Origin of the sequence: Bacillus sp. BHET2 (assembly GCF_005938125.1) — a bacterium.
In the GTDB taxonomy this organism is placed as follows: domain Bacteria; phylum Bacillota; class Bacilli; order Bacillales; family Bacillaceae_B; genus Rossellomorea.
In genome coordinates, this window is the sequence record NZ_VCQN01000001.1 from 1,098,712 (window position 1) to 1,118,075 (window position 19,364).

General features: G+C 40.2%; 15 protein-coding genes, 1 riboswitch and 1 other annotated feature. All 15 genes read right to left on the bottom strand.

Annotation, left to right across the window (positions count from 1 at the left end; translation table 11 throughout):
* Positions 1-684: 684 nt before the first annotated feature.
* On the bottom strand, positions 685-4,131 hold the full coding sequence (metH, locus tag FGG79_RS05750) for a methionine synthase (RefSeq protein ID WP_138776772.1): 3,447 nt from the start codon (positions 4,129-4,131) through the stop codon (positions 685-687).
* Positions 4,112-5,962: a bifunctional homocysteine S-methyltransferase/methylenetetrahydrofolate reductase gene (locus FGG79_RS05755; protein WP_138776773.1), complete on the bottom strand. Its 1,851-nt coding sequence runs from the start codon at positions 5,960-5,962 to the stop codon at positions 4,112-4,114. Before FGG79_RS05755 ends, metH begins: the two co-directional genes overlap by 20 nt.
* 16 nt (positions 5,963-5,978) lie before the next feature.
* Positions 5,979-7,163, bottom strand: a complete 1,185-nt coding sequence (gene metC, locus FGG79_RS05760) for a cystathionine beta-lyase (protein ID WP_138776774.1) — start codon at positions 7,161-7,163, stop codon at positions 5,979-5,981.
* On the bottom strand, positions 7,156-8,280 hold the full coding sequence (locus tag FGG79_RS05765; protein WP_138776775.1) for a methionine biosynthesis PLP-dependent protein: 1,125 nt from the start codon (positions 8,278-8,280) through the stop codon (positions 7,156-7,158). Before FGG79_RS05765 ends, metC begins: the two co-directional genes overlap by 8 nt.
* 90 nt (positions 8,281-8,370) lie before the next feature.
* Positions 8,371-8,480, bottom strand: a riboswitch (SAM riboswitch).
* Between the two features lie 238 nt (positions 8,481-8,718).
* Complete coding sequence (locus FGG79_RS05770; protein ID WP_138776776.1) at positions 8,719-9,717, bottom strand: tryptophan--tRNA ligase; 999 nt, start codon at positions 9,715-9,717, stop codon at positions 8,719-8,721.
* Positions 9,718-9,774: 57 nt separating this feature from the next.
* Positions 9,775-10,020, bottom strand: a binding site (T-box leader).
* Between the two features lie 64 nt (positions 10,021-10,084).
* The gene (locus tag FGG79_RS05775; protein WP_138776777.1) at positions 10,085-10,711 is read right to left on the bottom strand and encodes a metal-dependent hydrolase; all 627 of its coding nucleotides are present in this window, start codon (positions 10,709-10,711) and stop codon (positions 10,085-10,087) included.
* Positions 10,712-10,805: 94 nt separating this feature from the next.
* The gene (locus tag FGG79_RS05780; RefSeq protein WP_138776778.1) at positions 10,806-11,432 is read right to left on the bottom strand and encodes an NUDIX hydrolase; all 627 of its coding nucleotides are present in this window, start codon (positions 11,430-11,432) and stop codon (positions 10,806-10,808) included.
* A gap of 15 nt (positions 11,433-11,447) precedes the next feature.
* Positions 11,448-12,110, bottom strand: a complete 663-nt coding sequence (locus FGG79_RS05785; RefSeq protein ID WP_138776779.1) for an HAD family hydrolase — start codon at positions 12,108-12,110, stop codon at positions 11,448-11,450.
* Positions 12,111-12,685: 575 nt separating this feature from the next.
* A complete protein-coding gene (gene cls, locus FGG79_RS05790; RefSeq protein WP_138776780.1) occupies positions 12,686-13,900 on the bottom strand; it encodes a cardiolipin synthase in 1,215 nt (404 codons plus the stop codon).
* A gap of 123 nt (positions 13,901-14,023) precedes the next feature.
* Positions 14,024-14,581 (bottom strand): VanZ family protein, encoded by a 558-nt coding sequence (locus FGG79_RS05795; RefSeq protein ID WP_138776781.1) that lies wholly within the window; start codon positions 14,579-14,581, stop codon positions 14,024-14,026.
* Positions 14,582-14,716: 135 nt separating this feature from the next.
* Positions 14,717-16,594 carry a selenocysteine-specific translation elongation factor gene (gene selB, locus FGG79_RS05800; protein WP_138776782.1) on the bottom strand — a complete coding sequence of 626 codons (1,878 nt, stop codon included), beginning with the start codon at positions 16,592-16,594 and terminating at the stop codon, positions 14,717-14,719.
* Positions 16,595-16,786: 192 nt separating this feature from the next.
* Positions 16,787-17,332 (bottom strand): GNAT family N-acetyltransferase, encoded by a 546-nt coding sequence (locus FGG79_RS05805; protein WP_240794204.1) that lies wholly within the window; start codon positions 17,330-17,332, stop codon positions 16,787-16,789.
* Positions 17,333-17,528: 196 nt separating this feature from the next.
* On the bottom strand, positions 17,529-18,125 hold the full coding sequence (locus FGG79_RS05810; protein ID WP_138776784.1) for an SCO family protein: 597 nt from the start codon (positions 18,123-18,125) through the stop codon (positions 17,529-17,531).
* Positions 18,126-18,206: 81 nt separating this feature from the next.
* Positions 18,207-19,028 carry a type II pantothenate kinase gene (coaW, locus tag FGG79_RS05815; protein ID WP_138776785.1) on the bottom strand — a complete coding sequence of 274 codons (822 nt, stop codon included), beginning with the start codon at positions 19,026-19,028 and terminating at the stop codon, positions 18,207-18,209.
* Complete coding sequence (locus FGG79_RS05820; protein ID WP_138776786.1) at positions 19,025-19,321, bottom strand: hypothetical protein; 297 nt, start codon at positions 19,319-19,321, stop codon at positions 19,025-19,027. Before FGG79_RS05820 ends, coaW begins: the two co-directional genes overlap by 4 nt.
* Between the last annotated feature and the right edge of the window lie 43 nt (positions 19,322-19,364).

Here is a 19,364-nt window from a genome sequence, read left to right on the forward strand (position 1 = left end):
GCTCCTGAACACAATCATCGATCCTTAATTTTGATTATATATGAAGAACCGATAATAATAAGTGAATTCTAAATATTCTATAAAATAATGCTAATCCCTCTCTACAATTCACAATATAAAGTGTATAATGAGCATAATAATAAGAAAAGCAAGATGCCTGTGTTTTAATCTACGATTTTAATACGAAGAAGCTCCTTCTAGGATTCAACCATAATCTTATACAATGTCGTAACCCTTGTCCTTAGTTATTATAGTTGGGAGCTGATGAAAGAGTGAAAAACAAACTGTCAAGACGATCTATTGAAACCCTTAGTATTCAAAGTGCCTATCATTTTTGCAGTTCGATAGGAATCAAACCCAGTTTAACAAATTTATCAATGGTCACGGGCTTTTCAGATGAACGAATACTTGAAATATTGGAAACAAACTTTAATAATCAAAGTGTTAATACAGTGAATTACACGTTTTAAATGCTGTATTTACCCCTTTATTAGTCTTCAGGTTCCATTACCCTTCTTCCATATTGAAATAATCCTTAGCTAAACACCCATTTTTTGTAAACAAGTAAATTTTATGCTTTTCAGAATGTCAGTTCAGGCATGACTATGAGCTTATCCATATGAAAAGACCACACAGAAAAAGGCAAACCCCTTAATAATTTTGGGATGCCTTTTTCTGAATTCTCTATAAAACATTAAAGTATCTAGCTTCTGGATGAGCAAAGACCATTGCTGTAACCGATGCCTCTGGTTCCATCATGCACCCTTCGGTTAATTGAATTCCAATTTTTTCAGGCTGAATGAGCTTGAACAGCTTCTTTTGATCATCAAGTTCCGGACAAGCAGGATAACCAAATGAAAAACGCTGACCTTGATAATGTGTTCTAAACCTGTCTTGTATCGTAAGATCAACGGGATCAGGAAATCCCCACCTGCTTCTCATCATTTCATGAACTCTTTCAGCCAGTCCTTCAGCGGTTTCTAATGCCAGAGCCTGTATCGCGTGACTTTCAAGGAATCTGCCTTCATTCTTTAGTTCAGTTGCCCATTTCCTGATTTTCACACCGGCAGTTACCGCAAAAAATCCGACATAGTCCATTTCTCCACTATCAACGGTTCGTAGATAATCGGCTAAACACAAATGCTGATTCCCTGATTGCCTCGGAAAGTGAAAACGTTCAATTTCTGTTGAGAAATCCTCAGGATGATAAATCACCACATCATCACCATCAGATTGCGCAGGAAAGAACTGATATCGTGCAGATGCCTGGATCATACCTTGCATTTTGGCTTTCTGGAATAATTTATCGGTCACAGCTTTAAGACCTACCGTTCGCTCGTCTCCTTCGTCTAACAATCTACTGATTTTTCCTTTAATCCCTAAATGATGCCCCAACAGCATTTGTTGATTAATATAGGGATGAATCTGATCGAGTGAAAATTCCTTTATCGTATGTGGAATTAAGTCTGAAGGTACATGAACCCTTACATTTTTTGCAACTTTCGATCGTTCTTTCACAGCAACAGATGTTGTATTTCGATTTGGTGTGTCTTCAGTTGAAACTACCTTACTTAACTTTTCTCGACTTTCTATTTCCAACTGAAGCCTTGTTTCATCATGTTGAATTCCATTCATGATGGAGAGTCCGTCCATGGCGTCTTTCGCATATAACACCAAGCCATCATATTCCCGGCCAATTTTATTCGTTGTGAATTTCCTGGTAAGGGCCGCCCCGCCTACAACGAGAGGGACCGATATTTCGGACTGCTTCAAATCTTGAGCGGTAATCACCATTTGTTGAGCAGATTTCACAAGAAGGCCGGACAAGCCAACGATATCTGGCTTTTCTTTCCGAATGACTTCGATCAGTTGTTGAGGTGTAACTTTAATACCTAAATCAATCACTTTATAGCCGTTATTACTGAGTATAATATCCACGAGATTCTTTCCAATATCATGAACATCTCCTTTAACCGTCGCTAAGATTACTTTGCCTTTTGAAGATGAACTTTCACTTTGGTCCATATGCGGCTCTAGATGAGCAACTGATGCTTTCATGACTTCAGCACTTTGCAACACTTCTGCTACAATCAGCTGGTTATCATTAAATAAACGTCCGACTTCACTCATTCCGTCCATGAGAGGTCCATTAATGACATCGAGAGGAGCATCATATTGTTCGAGAGCCCGATTTAAGTCATCAATTAGTCCTTCCTTCGTTCCCTCCACAACATAATGAGACAATCTTTCTTCTAAGCTCATCGTGTTAATGGGAACTTTAACTTCTTTCTTTTTGCCTCTATAAAAGGCTGTAAATTCAGCCAGGGTTTCATCATTCGTCTCAAATAACAGCTTCTCTGCCATTTGTACTTCTGCTTCAGGTATTGATGCAAACCGCTCTAATTTCTCCGTATTGACAATGGCATAATCCAGTCCTGCTTTCGTACAGTGATACAGGTACACCGCATTAAGGACCTCTCTTCCTACAGGAGGCAATCCAAAGGAAACATTGCTCACCCCTAGCATGTGAGGACATTCCGGCAAAGCTTCTTTTATACGTCTAATCCCCTCAACGGTAGCACTTGCTGATCCAATGTATTGCTTATCACCTGTTCCTACTGGAAATACTAGTGGATCAAATATGATGTCTTCTGATGCGATCCCATATTTTTCAGTTAACAGCTGATGAGATCGAAGAGCGATGTCTATCTTACGTTCGACCGACACTCCCATCCCCTTTTCATCGATCGTTCCAACTACAACCGCCGCTCCGTATTGCTTCATCAGTTTTGTTACTTTATCAAAGCGTTCTTCCCCATCCTCAAGATTAATCGAATTAATGATGACTTTCCCTTGGGAATATTTCAAGGCAGTCTCAAGCACCTTTTCATCAGTAGAATCAATAACAAGGGGAACTTTTACTTTCTTAACCACTTCTTGTATAAATACATTCATATCTTCTTCTTCTTCACGATCGGGATCGGCAAGACAAATATCAATTACCTGGGCTCCATTTTTCACTTGAGCTCTCGCAATCTCTGAAGCTTCTTCAATTTTATTCTCTGCAATCAATCTCTTGAATTTACGGGAACCGATGACATTCGTCCGTTCACCGACCAGTATCGGTCTTCTGTCTTCGTCTTCATAAACGAAAGCCTCAATTCCTGACACCGCATGTGGATGGGACTCTTTGGGATGACGAGGGGGTAATCCCTTCACAACTTCCGAGAGGGCACGTATATGATCCGGTGTCGTCCCACAGCACCCGCCAACCAAATTGAGCCAACCTTTATCCGCAAATCCTTTCATTTTTAAGCTTAGTGAATCCGCGGTTTCATTATAATTCCCCTCTTCATCCGGTAAGCCAGCATTCGGATAACAGCTTACATAGGTAGTGGCTAAATTCGATAAGGAACGGATAGGGTCTCGCATGAATTCTGGGCCAGTTGCACAGTTTAGACCTACAACCAATGGATTTAAATGTTCCAGTGATAAATAAAAGGCTTCGATATTCTGACCTGCGAGTGTCGTCCCCATAGGCTCAATGGTTCCGGATAGTAAGATGGGAATCTCTCTTCTTCGGGATTCAAAAGCAGATCGAATCCCGAGATTGGCGGCTTTTACATTCAATGCATCCTGACTCGTTTCAAGTAGCAGTACATCAACTCCCCCATCGAGTAAACCTTCTGCTTGAATCCGATAGTTGTCTGCCAACTCATCGAAACTTATTCCACCGGTAACCGATAACGTTTTTGTTGTTGGCCCGAGCGATCCGGCTACAAATCTTGGCCACTCCAATGTTGAAACGCTTTCTACTGCTTTTTTGGCGATTTCGGCTGCTACTTTGTTGATTTCATATGCTTTATAACCTAAATCATATTCATCCAGTACAATGGGAGTGGCTCCAAACGTGTTCGTTTCAATCACATCGGCTCCTGCTTCCAAATATTCTAAATGGATGTGATGGATAACCTCTGGTGTCGTTAACACAAGATTTTCATTGCACCCTTCAAGCTCTTCTCCTCCGAAATCATCCGGGGACAAGTTTGCCTGTTGAAGCATCGTTCCCATTGCCCCATCAAGTACGAGTATTTTTTTCCTAAGTTGTTCTTCAAATAATGTGATGGCCATAGGGAACCTCTCTTTCTGTGTTCGTTTTCTCTTGTATATGATGAATCAGTTCTATACTCATATCGTATCGGACAAAAGGAGTGATAAGATAAATCCCATTGAATAGTTCTAATGCGGTTTCAAGTAATTCTTTAGCCATTTCCATTCCAACCGCCCGTGCAATGACGGGATCCGTTCCCGCTTCTCTCATTCTTTCCCTTGTCATTTGAGGGACATTGATTCCAGGTACCTCATAATGAAGAAACTCTGCATTTCTCGAACTAATTAATGGCATGATACCAATGAAGAGTGGCACATCCAGATGTTTCGTGGCTTCATAGACTTGAATTAGTTGTTCCTTTCCGAAGATTGGTTGGGAAATGAAATAGTCGGCACCTGCTTTCTTTTTCTTCTCCAACCTTTTTACCGAAGCGTCTAAATGGCGAAAGTTAGGATTGAAGGCTGCGCCTACAGAGAACTGAGTCCTTTCTCTCAGTGATTTCCCTGAAAATGAGGTCCCTTCATTGTTCTGTTTTATCAACTCTATTAACTCAAGTGAAGATAAATCATATACTGATGCCGCACCTGGAAAATCCCCAATCTTGGCAGGATCACCAGTAATAGCCAAAATATTATGAATACCCAATGTATGAAGACCCATCAGGTGGGACTGAAGTCCAATCAAGTTTCGATCACGACATGTGATGTGAACCAATGGTGTGAGATCATACTTGGATTGAATAAGGCTCCCGATCGCGTCATTGCTAATTCGAGGAGATGCAAGTGGATTGTCCGCAAGCGTAAGTGCGTCGATTCCTGCATCTTTAAGAGCCTTTGCCCCTTGAAAAAATAGCCTTGTGTCTAGATGCTTAGGTGGATCAAGTTCAACAATGATGGTCTTCTTTTCTTTTACTTGCTTATGAAGCAAACTCCCCTTAATTGATGGTGACGATAACTGAACAACTTTTTTTGTTTTCACCACTTTTTCTTTCACTGGCTCTCTGCTCTTTAACTTCTCAGCTACAGAACGAATGTGATCAGGGGTCGTTCCACAGCAACCTCCAATGATTCTCGCACCTTGCGACCTTAGTTCATTGCTTATATCTCCAAAGTAATCCGGTTCTGCAGAGTAATAGAATCGACCTTCCTCATAGTTTGGCAAACTTGCATTGGGATAAACGGATAGAAAAGCTGTTTTAGGTAAAGGGACTTCCTCTAATGAGTTCACCATATGAAATGGTCCCATGCGGCAATTAATCCCCACTACGTCTGCCCCCAATAACTCGAGTTGTTGAAGAGCATCCCCTACCTCCATTCCATTTTGAAGTACGCCCGTTTCATGAAGTGAAACCTGAGCGATGACAGGAATATTGGCTTCACGTTTAGCAATTTTCAACACTGTTATTAATTCCTCGAAATCATAATACGTTTCAAGTAGAATCCCATCGACGCCCTCTAATAATAAACAGTATAGCTGTTCACGGAAGCTTCTTTTGATTTCTTCTAGAGGAACGTTTTGTTTGATCGCTCTAATTCCTCCAACGGTACCAAGGATATAGGTATCTTCCCCTGCTGCTTTTCGGGCTAGACGAACTGCTGCCGTGTTTATTTCTTTCACTGAGTCTTCCAATCCGTACCTGGAAAGCTTTTGATAATTAGCTCCGTACGTATTGGTTTGTATTATATCTGCACCAGCATCAATGTATTCTTTATGAACCTTCACTACTTCATTTGGGTGAGAAAGATTCAATTCTTCAAAGCATCTGTCCACACCATATGAATACAATAAGGTACCTATGGCTCCATCTGCTATTAAAATTTTCTCATTAAGTTCTTCCAGAAGCGGATTCATGATCTTCCCTCCTTTTTTATAAATTTATTACGTTATGTTTCCGAATTTCTTGTAAACTATCTAAACCTTGTTGAAGGTCTTTTATTAGTTCATCGGCGTTCTCAAGACCGACGGATAGTCTCAACAATCCTTCTGTAATGCCCCTTCTTTCCCTTTCAGCTTTCGGCATGGAGGCGTGTGACATTCTTGAAGGGTAGGAGAGGATTGATTCAACTGCCCCAAGGCTGACCGCGAAAACAGGGATGTTTATGTTCTGAATGAGACACTTCACTTCTTCTTCTCCTTTTAACCGAAAGGAAAGAACTGCACCAGGACCCTCTGCTTGTCGAACTTGAATTTCACGACCTGGGTGATAGCTTAATCCAGGGTAGTACACCTCTTCCACTTCTTTTCTCTTTTCCAGGAAACTTGCGATTTTATAAGCCGATTCCGATGATTCCTTCAGTCGTACATGAAGGGTTTTCATCCCTCTTAATAGAAGCCAGCAATCCTGTACCCCAAGGACCGCTCCAAATGAATTCTGTAAGAAAGAAAGTCTTCTTGCAATCTCTTCATTTCCCGTTACAGCGAGGCCAGCAAGGACGTCACTATGGCCAGCAAGAAACTTTGTCGCACTGTGCAGCACAACATCTACACCTAAACTGATTGGTCTTTGGAGCAAAGGGGTCATGAACGTATTATCAAGAAACGTCAAGCAGTCATTCGCCTTTGCAAGCTTTACCACTCCTTCTATATCCGTGATGTTCAGGAGGGGATTCGAAGGTGTCTCCATATAAATCACTTTCGTATTGTCCTGGATGGAACAAGCCACTTCGTGCAAATCCTTCATGTTCACAAATGAATACTGGATTCCAAACTTAGTAAGGACTTCGGTAATCATCCGATACGTTCCACCGTACACTTCTTCAGATACAAGTACGTGGTCACCATTTGATAATAAAAAAAAACTAGTAGAGATTGCGGCCATCCCAGATGAAAAGGCAAAACCCTTCACCCCTCCTTCCAGCTCAGCTATGGTTTCCTCGACTGTTTCTCTCGTTGGGTTTCCCGATCGGCTGTAGTCATACGTCCCATACTGATCAAAATCCTGCTGATGAAAAGTAGTCGCATTGTGAATCGGTGTAGAAACTGCCCCTGTCTCTTTATCAAATCCATGAGAATGAATGAGTGACGTCTGAAGTGAAAATGGTTTTTTACTCATACGTAAGCACCTCTTTTTCCAATTGATGAAAAACATTCTCCAAGTCTTCAATCAGGTCATCGATATACTCGATTCCAACCGAGAATCGCAGTAACCTGGTACAGATACCCAACTTGTTTCGTTCTTCCTCAGGAATATCTGCATGGGTCTGGGTCGCTGGATACGTGATAAAGCTTTCCACCCCTCCCAAACTTTCAGCAAAGGTTATGATCTTTAAATGGCGCAGGAACGGAGCAATCCATTCCTCCCGGGCTATGCGAAAAGAAAGCATGCCCCCTTTTCCCGGATACAAAACATCTGTGACCAATTCACGTCCTTCAAGATACTTTGCCAACGCTCTCGCATTTTTTTCATGCTGAGCCATCCTGAGACTAAGAGTTTTCATCCCTCTGAGTAAGAGCCAGCAATCAAATGGGGCAAGAACGGCACCGATTGAATTTTGAACAGTGTAGATTCTTTTTCCCAGGTCCTCGGAATTAACGACCACAACACCAGCCAGCACATCATTATGCCCTCCTAGATACTTTGTGGCGCTATGAATCACAATATCTGCTCCTTCTGTGAGGGGCTTCTGCAATACCGGTGTATAGAAGGTATTGTCAACAACTAAAAGCAAGCCTCTATCCTTTGCAAGTTTAGCAACATCTGAAATGACCGCTTCATTCATTAAGGGATTGGTAGGCGTTTCAAGAAAAATCGCTTTGGTATTTTTCGTAATAGAGTTCGAAATCCTTTCTACATCACTTGTATCCACAAAATGAAACTTGATTCTATACTGTGCTTCATATTGAATGAATAAACGGTAGCTCCCCCCATAAAGATCCTTTGAAACAACCAATTCATCTCCATCTGAGAATAAGCTTAGAATGGCCTGGATGGCTGCCATCCCCGAACTAAAGGCAAATCCTCTGTGCCCCTCCTCCAATTGGGTTATTGTTTCTTCCAAAGTGAATCTCGTTGGATTTCCTGTTCTCGTGTAATCATAGCCTGTCGATTGCCCGATTCCTTTATGTTCAAATGCGGTCGATAAATGAATGGGTAAGCTCACAGCACCCGTTGTAGGGTCTTTCCGGTTTCCTGCCTGAACAAGCAAGGTATCAATATGTTTTTTCAACATTCTTCTCTCCTTTTCTTTCCTCGAAAACGAAAAGGGAAAAAACAAAAAACCTTCTTATAAACATAAGAAGGTTTTGTCAATTCGTTCTCCCTCTTATCGTCCAAGTTGATATCAACTTGCTGGAATTAGCACCATACCTGTAACTTTGGCTGGTTGCTGAGGTGTCTTCGGGCCAGTCCCTCTACCTCTCTTGATAAGAAACTATGTGGTTGTATGATTAATAACTTTCCAATAACTTATAACAAAGCAAGATAAATGTCAACGAGATTTACGAATAATTAGAAAAATAAAAATCATTAAACGTTGTTACTCGGCTTTTTGGCTCTCTTACTACAGAGTTTACATTATTTATTGTATTTTTTAACATGCTGTTGTTGGATGCATGTATTTTTACGATTTAATATCAAGAATAAAAATTTCGTGAAGAGAACTTTTTATTTAATGAGATATGCCCATTTTCTTTTTTATTTCTTTCATGAATGGAATCGTTTTCTGTCTTGCTTTTTCTGCTCCATCTTCTAAGATGGCATCTAGAATGTGTGGATTCGCCATCAGCTCTTCATATTTGGAGCGTGGTCCTTCGATAAACGAATTCATTACTTGAAAGAGCTCTTTTTTCGCTTCTCCCCATCCAATTCCATCTTGGAATTTCCTTCTCATCTCTTCTATTTGATAGGGAGCTGCAAATTCTTTATAAAGAGAAAAAATGACGGAGGATTTGGTATTCTTTGGTTCTTCTGGTGGTGTAGAATCTGTTTTGATTTTATTTAGTAGTTTTTGAAGCTTCTTTGGTTCTTCAAATAATGGGATTGTATTGTTATAGCTTTTACTCATTTTACGGCCATCAAGTCCTGGAAGAACTGCTGTCTCTTCCTGAATCCTATACTCGGGTAGGACAAATGTTTCACCGTAGTGCTTATTAAAGCTTTCAGCAATATCTCGAGCAATTTCTACATGCTGAACCTGATCTTTACCGACTGGCACCATTTTCGATTGAAAGAGAAGAATATCCGCTGCCATCAAAATCGGGTAAGTGAATAATCCCATATTCACTCCCATATCAACATCCTTGCCGCCATTTTGATTCTCCTCTACGATTGATTTGTACGCATGTGCACGATTCATTAATCCCTTTGGTGCAAAACAAGCCAAAATCCAGCTTAATTCAAAGATTTCTGGAACATCTGATTGTCGATAAAATATCGCTCGGTCCGGATCTAACCCAAGCGCTAACCAGGTTGCGGCCACACCATAGGAAAGTTCTTTCATTTCTTTCTGATCATGAACCTTTGTCAGTCCATGATAATCAGCAACAAAGTATGCTGTATCGTATGATTCATTCTCTGCCAGTTGTAAAGCTGGTTTGATTGCACCGATGTAATTACCCAAATGGATACGGCCTGTTGGCTTAATGCCAGTCAATACTTGTTTTTTCATAGCGATTCCCCTTATTCATCGTTTTTATGAACGCAAAAAAGGGCTTCTCATCCTGTTAAAAAGGACGAGAAACCCGTGGTGCCACCTTCATTCGTTTACGACGTGTAAACGCACTTCTTATGTACAGAAGTCGAGACTTCAATACATTGGCTCTTCTATCGGTGAGCCTTTCCGCCAAAGCCTACTCCTAATTCAGCATGGATGCTCTGAAGTCCATTCAACCAGTATCCTACACTGATTTCCACCTACCATCAGCTCTCTTTAGTATTCCTCCGGTTTACTTCTCTTCATCATTGCATACCCATATTCATTCTTTTCCATTATTTTAATGTAAAGGGAAATGATGGTCAAGGGGCAGTTACCTATTTTACATTTCTTTTGATGACAAGGGAAGGAAGAGCTTAATCCCTCTTTTATTAATAGGCAGTATTTTCATATCGCCAATCAAGTGACTGCCATACCCGATCACACACGCTTCAAATACCCCTTCGATCATTAGGGATGCCTCTAAATAATAGGCTACAAAGGAGTAATATACGATACCAAGAAACGAGTGGGTATAGCTCCGGTGAGAAACGAATGAGGCAATAAGAATAAATATGCCTAACAACCATAGCCAAGTTTCATTTAACTGCCATCCGCAAGCCGTTACCCCGATGCCGGTGATTGAAAGCATCCTTCTTTGGGTAATGAATGTCGAAAGGGCAATCATTCCTGCTCCATAGCTTATTCCCAGCCATTGTTCTTTTCCTGTACCTTCGAGATAGCTATAAACCATCATAAGAAATCCAATGATTTGAGCAACTGCTCTTATCATCTTGGACGAAAAAGTTAACCTGTTACTGAGTTTGCCGTCAATATCCATATCCGGCATGAGAGCGGAAATACCGCCAATAGCGACTAGTGTGGCTGTAATATCCGGACCTGATCCAAACGAGTTGGCCACCATAAACCCTGTTGCTGCTCCAATTGCCATATGAGATGTTCCGTTCAAGTGAGTCCTCCTACTTTCATGCATATGTATGTACTAAATGAATATCATACCCTTTTTACCCCACCCATGACTATGGGAATGAAGCATTACTTTCTTAAAGATGAGCTTTGATACGTTTAAGAACTTCAAGTAGATAAGATCTTTCATGGGGAACAAAATGGTGAAATCCCACCACTTCCGATGTGAATTCCTTCTCACCAACCTCATTGATCTGAAACCCTTCTACTTTGATTTCAGTTTTGTATTTTTGGATAAGTGCTTTGAAATCCTCAAAGGAAGAACGAAACACACCGGCTACCTCCTCCAACTGCAGATGAAAATCATCATACGTAACAGGATTTGAGTAGAGGAAAACGTTCGTTAATTCTCGATCAACCATACCGTCTTGATGGAGTTCCCCTTTTATGATTCCAAGTGATTCTAATGATTCAATCGGAACATAGAGACCTAATTCTTCGTGAAGTTCTCTCACACCTTCTTCAATTGTTTCAGTGGATAAAATGTGTCCTGCAGCCGTAATATCCAACAGGCTTCGATAGTCCTTCTTTTTGTCACTTCTCAATTGAAAATAGATATAGGTTTCCTTTCTGCCCTCATCATGATGTGCAAGCCAGCAGTGAAACGTTTCATGCCAATATCCTTTCGCATGGACTTCGGAACGGCTCGCTGTCCCAAGCCTGTTTCCCCTTTCATCAAATACAGACAATTGCTCGTTCTCCACCTGAATCCCCCCCTGTCATTCTGTTGCTAATTTCTCCATATATTCTTTGATTTCAATCAGATCATCAACCACGATATCAGCCTGGAGGAGCTCCTTGTCTTGAGAAAAATCAAAGGCACATCCTATTGAAAGAAAGTGATTCGCTTCTGCACCCTTGAAGTCAGATAGCCTATCACCAACCACGATTCCATGGGAAAGATTGTGATCCTCCTTAATTTGGCGGATTAAATCCGCTTTATCCTCAGATTGAATTTCCTGAATGCTGTAGCAGGTTGAAATCCATTCACCCAACGAATGGGACTCCACAATAGCCTGTAAATAATGTGGGTAACCGTTACTCGCCACAAAAATGGGAAACCCTCTGTCAGATAAATATCCTAAGAGTTTTTCCGTATTCGGGTAGAGTGCACCGTTCCCTTTTTGAATATTGCCAATCAATTGTTCGTGAAACACATCATTCATTTGCCGGCGTACTTGTATAGAATGATCGGGTAAAAGGGTACTCCACACCACTGAAAGGGGGGCGCCCATCATTTCCCGATATGTTTCAATAGGTGTACGTCCTTTCCACAATCCCTCATCTCGAAGATAGTGAAAGGCATCTCGAAGTGAAGCTTCAAGTATACGATTCGTTTGAAATATTGTTCCATCCATGTCAAAAATTATTGCAGCTTTCATCCGTATTCTCCTTTATTGCCATTCGTCCAATCAGTATCTTAGAGACTGATGCTTTCTTCCTATATGAATTCATTCATCTATTTCATTATCATATCAAACTTTCTCTCACTTTAAAGCAATGAACGCCTTGAGTTGCACACAAAACGTCTGACTTATCAACATCATCAAAAAAAGACACATGAGATTTAATTTCTCCTACGTGCCTTTTCAAAGTACTATATACTTTTGATTCCTTCTCAATTTTTCACTAAGATGCGTTGGGAAGGTAAAAAAAGACCGTCAACATCATACCGATTAAAGAAAAAATGACGATACTGACTGCCACGGATTTGTGATACTTTGAAACATGTTTCTTCTTTGAAATGTTAAAAAATGTGAATGCCATTAACGAAAGAACAAACATTGCAATAAACAGGAGCTCGCTCATGAACAATCCCTTTCTTTGAGAAGAGGTGGTTACATCTTTAATATATGAGAACACTTTACCATATTTCCGTTTTCAACAAAAATTTTTTATCCTAACCCATTTTTTCGATTTCCTTTTCATTTTAAGCATCGGATTTAATATGCATCCTTTAAAAATAGTAATAAAGCCATTTCGGCGTTTTTCGTAAAGCTATTTCCCAGAATGGTAATTCATCAAATGCTTTCTTGGTGAGTTTTTCGCTATCTTGTATATCTTGATCAATTAGTCTTTCTAACTCACGGGCAACTTCAACGTCCTGAACGATTGCGTTACTCTCGTCATTTAAATGAAAACTTCTCGGATCCCAATTGGCTGTCCCTACATCTGCCCATTCATGATCGATGACCATCACTTTGCCGTGAAAGAAACCTTTTTCATATAAATATAGATTCACACCGTTATCTAATAGACTCTTCTCAATCCGGTAACTCGGTGGTTTCGTAAACCATGCATCTGTATCATCAGGTACAAGGATATTCACTTTAACACCACGATTCACAGCGTCTTTTAATGCTGATGTTAATTTTACATTTGGAATAAAGTACGGAGTAGTAATGGTTACACTCTCTTTAGCTTCATTAATCCAATGGATGGTTTTATCAACCAGGCCGTCACCGGTTGAAAACAAGAAGTGTACTCTGCTTCCATCCTTTTTAGTTGTTGCATGAACTGGAAAACTAAGCTTGATACTCTCCCCACCATCTTCTTCCCAGTCCCTCTTGAACTGCTGAGATATTTCACCTACAGCTTCACCGAAAATCCGAATATGATAATCCCTCCAATACCCAAGCTTTGGATCTTTCCCTAGGTATTCATCTCCCATATTGAATCCCCCAATATACCCTATTCTCTGGTCAATGGAGATCAGCCTGCGATGGTTCCGATGGTGTAAGGAATAGAAGACGTTGTGCATGTTTAGTGGCCTGCTCTTAACAACCTTAACCCCTCCTTCTTCCATTTTCTTTACTGTTTTCTTCTGAATATCCGATCCTAGATAGTCTACAGACAACCGGACATCTACACCTTCCTGGGCTTTTTCAATCAGCATCCCAAACAGTTCTTTGGTGATTTCGTCATCTCTGATAATAAAAAAATGAATCCAAATATGTTCTCTTCCTTGTTTAATATCTTCGAACAGTTTTTCATAAAAGCTTTCACCTGTATTGAAAATGTCAATTGAACCTTTTCGAGAAAGTGTTTCAGAAACGGGGTGAGTCCGGGTATAATTTTTAACGCCTTGTTTCACATCCCAGTGCATAATGAGGAACAATAGCACACTAATTGCTGCTGCTATTAGGAATCCCTTAAATCCTTTTATCAACAAGAGCACTCACCACCTTTATTGTACTGTTATCTTTTGTTTAAGAGTGAGGACTATACATCATGATTGAGATTTCATCCAGTATCTGTGAAATAAAAAAAGAGCATCAACGTAACGTCAATACTCTCAGTTCAGCTTCTTATTTATTTTCAAAAGCGTATAAATGAATCGGACAACTACAAATATTAATCCTCCGATACAGGAACCTAATGTATTCATGATCCAGTCATCAATATCTGTCGCTCTTCCCAACGGTAGGTAAAATTGTGCAAACTCAATGCCACTGGAAAACATCGATCCTAAAAAAGTAACCATTAATATAAGCTGTTTCGAATGCCTCATCCACCAAGCCAAGAAAAAGGTGAATGGGATAAACAACAAAATATTGGCTAATAGATTTCGAATCGGAACATCCAAATGATTTCGGTAGATCAAATTTAATTTCAGATTCGAAAAGGGATCAAAATTCACCGAGCCATCGGCGACGTTTCCTGAAGAAACGGGGGTTAACGTAATTAAACAGATTCCTCCAATAGAAATAAATGTAAATAATACAGGGAGCAGGTTCATCCATCTTCCCTTTCCCCTTCTTTTCTTCCAAAAGGACACTGCAAAGATAAGGGAAATCGTCACAACGATGAGAATTGGAATGACCCAGCCAAATGCGCTCCATAATTCTTTCATAAATGCTTATCCTACTTTCCTTTATGCTTCAAACATATGTTGTTTAAAGGGATCACGAGTGATTCTGTTTGGCACACATTACAATTTAAGCTACTTATTCTAATCCTGTCATTTTCATCTTCATTTGTTTACCCTTTATCCTCGAGATTCAACCCACTTTCGATTCCCATTCATTCGAATCGAAAGTCCTTCCTTATCAAGCCTTTCTAATAGAGGGATTGTGTACTTTCTGGATGTTCCCAAAATCTCCTTCGCTTCTGAAATGTCGAATGTATCCCCTGTATGTTCCTTTAATTGGCGGATAGCATTATGAAACACTCCATATGAATACGCCTTCCGGTCATCCAAAGGGACAACTCTTTTCTCTTGAACGAAAAAATGAAAAAAGTCCGAATGGAACTGCTCCGGTATACCTACTTGATAAAAATAGTCTTCCATATCCTTCACTTTGGTATCATCATTTTCTAATAAAGATAGAAGCTGATCGCCTCGTTTTTTCCATTCCGTTGGCAAATGAGGGGTAAAACCTTCTAAATAAACAACTGCATTCCCCTCTATCCCAGAGCTATTTTCAATCACATAGTCTACAAGAGCTGATGGATACTCATTTATGGATTGCTTCATCTCACCACGGTTAATTCCTTTTAATAATGGGGATTTCATATGAAATTTCTTTAGTCGATCTTCTATCGCCTTTCTGCACTCGTCTACCATAATTTCATGAGTGACCACTGTAGAAGAAATATGGATCCACTGTTCATTCTGGAATAATTCATAGAGGGTTTCCTCAGAAAGAGAGGTTTCTCTCATCAGGCACGCTTTCTCAATCGATTTAGAGGTTTCAAGAATTCTCAACACCCTCTGCTCGGGTGTCCCTTCCATCTCAGCTTGAAGAAGATCGATGGTCTTTGCACCAAAGCGATAGTTACCGCCCTTCGGCTGAATAATCCAACCTCCACCGATTGTTTCCATAGGTGATGGTCTTCTGATTATAAATCGATCCCCCCTTTTAACCATGAGAGAATCCTCTAGCTGGATCTGACATAGAATCACACTTGATTCCGATTCAACTTTGTTTCGATCGAAGAACACAAGCTTCCCCATAACTTCAGACGTACCTGAATGAACCCTGACTGGCATCCGCTGCTTGACTTCATGTCTGATAGAATGTAACACGGTAAGACATACGTCTATTGTGTTTGATCGTGACAAATGGGGAGTGGTCACAATTACATTACCACGCTTTAGCTCTTTGTAGCCCACTGCGGAAAGGTTAATCGCAACCCTTTGTCCCGCATGTCCAGAACTTACCTTCTTATGATGAACTTGAATTTGTTTCGCTTTCGTATGTACCCCTTGTGGTAATAGGAATAGTTCATCACCTGTTTCAAGTCTTCCTTCATAGATGGTCCCTCTTACGACTGTCCCCTTCCCCTTTACCGTGAAAGCATGATCAATGGGTAATCGAAATTGACTAGAAATCCTTCTTGAAGGCATTCTCTTCAGGGAAGAAATTATTTCACCTTTCAGAGTCTCTACTCCATTTCCTGTCAAACTATCTGCTAAAAGAATGGGTGCATAAGCGAAAACCGTATGTTTCAACTCTTCGGTTACTTCTTCAAGTGCCAACTCTATTAGTTCTTCTTCTACTTTTGCAATTTTCGTTAAGACAATAATAGCTTCCGTAATCCCCAGAAGAGAAAGAATTTCCAGATGTTCCTTCGTTTGCGGCATAACGCCTTCATCTGCTGCAACGACGACTACAACAAGGTCAATACCCGCAACACCTGCGATCATCTGTCGTATAAACCGCTCATGTCCAGGTACATCCACAACCGATATTTCAATGTCCTCATCTTGATACATCGGCGCGTAACCAGGTTCAATCGAAATGTTGCGTTCCTTTTCTTCTTTTAGCTGATCCGTATCCACTGAGGTTAGAGCCTTCGTGAGAGTGGTCTTTCCATGGTCAATATGCCCGGCCATCCCAATCGTATAATATCTCTTTTCCATCCTCTCACCTACTCTTTACATGCTCTTCTTAAACCTGAACAATAATACTCCGATCATGATTGCGAAACAGCTGAAAAATACGGTTCCTCTCCATACCTCCCCGTCCATAAATGACTTCACGACCCATATCAATATAAATAATGTGATAGTTACATCAAATATCAGCATTCCTTTAGAGTTTCGAATACGTCTTCACCTGCTGCTTTCGATTTGTTTTGTTTCTCTCAGTTTATCATATCCCTTCTTTACAGCTCCACCAGGTCTATATCTAGCCATGCAGCACTCCCCCACATATTGACCATTTTGTATGATGGAACCATGTTTGAATCCTTCATCCTCAAATCCTATTCGCTCATATAATGCTTTTGCCCGTGTATTGGACTCTATGACTGTTAATTCAATCCTTTCAATCATTAACCAGTTATCAGCTAAATCGATTGCATTTTTAAGGAGTCTTGTCCCAATTCCTTGAGCATGATAGTTTTCATCTATGAATAAAAAGAGAGACCCTGTATGTGCGCGTCGACCAATTCCTTGAGTTAATCCGCATAGACCCACTACCGTTCCGTCTACCTCCGCTACAAAGTCATGCTGATCAGAAGAGGGATTCTGTAATCTGCTCTCAAATTTCTCTACCCTTAAGCTTGGCAAGGCTATGATATTAGGTAAAACTGTCTTTTGTCGCATAATCCCCACAATTCTTCCAGCATCTTTTACTTCTATCGGTCTGATTTTCATTGAGCCGTTTCCCCCCGTATCTTTTTTTATCATTATAATCCTTATTACCCTTATATTGGAATATAAATTCAGCATCCACATAAAAAAGAGAATCACCTGACATCAGCGATTCTCCTTTTAAACAACTCTGTTTAGGTAATAAGGACTAAAGCTACAATGAACCTGGTTGAATACTCCAACAAGTTCTCTTTGGTCTCTATTTAGATCCTTCTTTAATTAATATTTTCATATCGTCAACTATTTCATCGTAAGGAACATCACTATTTCCACTGTACGTTTTGACGACTGTCCCTTCTTGATTGACGAGATAGAAGCTCGTACCATGAATCATTTGATCAGAATTAGGGTCGTCTGCAACAATTGAGCGAAAGGAATGTTCTGCAAGGTCCTTCACTTCATCGAATTCATATCCTGTGAGGAGGTCCCATTTACTTGTGTCTGCTTCAAAGTTTGAAATATATTCACTTAATGCATCGGGTGTATCCGTTTCAGGATCCACGCTGAAAGAAACGATTTTGTAATCCTCTACACCCTCTTCTTTAAGCTTATCTTGAAGCTTTGTTAAATTAAATGTCATTGGCGGACAAACAGTTTCACAGCTGGTGAAAATGAAATCAGCAATCCAGACTTGCCCCTTCAAATCTTTTAAACTGACTTCCTGTTTTTTTTGATTCGTATAAGAAAAGTCCTTCACTTCATAATCTGTTTCTGCTTGAAAGTCACTATTGCTGCAACCTGCAAGGAGAATACCCATGATGATCATTACCACTGCAAATGGTTTGGTTTTTGCCATCTTTATCTCCTCCGACTTTATGTATCTCTCTACTCTATGTTAGTAAAAAGAGGATAAAAAAACAATTCCTCAAGGGAAGATTCATTGTCTATTTTGTGAATGTACTCCATCGATTCCTAAATGATATGCCCCTAAACACCCTGCGAAGGATCCTCTCTCCGGAAAAACAGCAGTATAGGAAAGTATATCTTGGAATTGCATTAGAACTTCTTTCAAAGCTCTATTCCCTTCCAATGCACTCCCAACAAACACGAAATGTTTAATTTGATGCTCACTGGCTGCTTGTGTAGCGAGAAGGATGATGGTTTCCCCTATCATATTCGTTAAAGCTCTCAGCTTGTCTGCTTTTTGAGAATCAGCAGACACTTTCCCGAAATTAGCAGCGGTCAAATTATCAGGAATTAGTGAATGCCCCTCCTCATAGATATCTCCTACCAGGAGATCCACTTGCTCTCTTTTGCCCATTCCGGATAAAGAAACGAGTTCGATATAGTCTGAAACCCCCGTAAGTATTGAACCCAAGCCCATGAATGTCCCACCGCCTAAACCACTGCCAAGCAGTCTGGCGCTTCGATTTTTATCAATCTTAAAAAAGGATGTCCCTGTCCCAATATTAATGAGAATAAACGGTTTCAGTTCAAGTTTTTCTTCTTTAAGGAGCATCTCGGTTCCCTTGAATACCGAATCAAATTCATCCACGATGTATGCTTGTGGAAACGTTTCTTTCCATTTCCATGCCTTGCCTCCAGTCAGATATAGCTTATTGTTTGAATTTAAAAGAATGAGCCACTTCTGTATTTCCTTATGATTTTTACTTGAAAAGACTTTGAAGTGCAGCCTACCCTTTTCTTTATAAACGATTTTGGTTAGCGTTCCACCGGCATCGATCCCCATGACACTCATTCTTCACGTTCCTGCATCTTTTTTTTAGAGAACAAATAATGCAGAGTAAACCCATGTACGACCATAATGATAAGAAAGGCAATAAAATAATAGAACACGCCTATTAATCCGTCAGAAATATCCTCTGTTATGAGCCACCATACTGATGCAAACAGAAGGAAAAGGAACTGAAGTGCCACTCCTTCAAAAAATGGTTTCTTATACGTGTTAAAATCTAATAGTCTCTTCCAACTCCAACCGATTGCTACAACAGCAGATACTATTAATAACAAAATATATATGCTTATCTTCATAGAGGTTATTCCTCCTTCTTCTTTTAGCTATCTTCATGATATG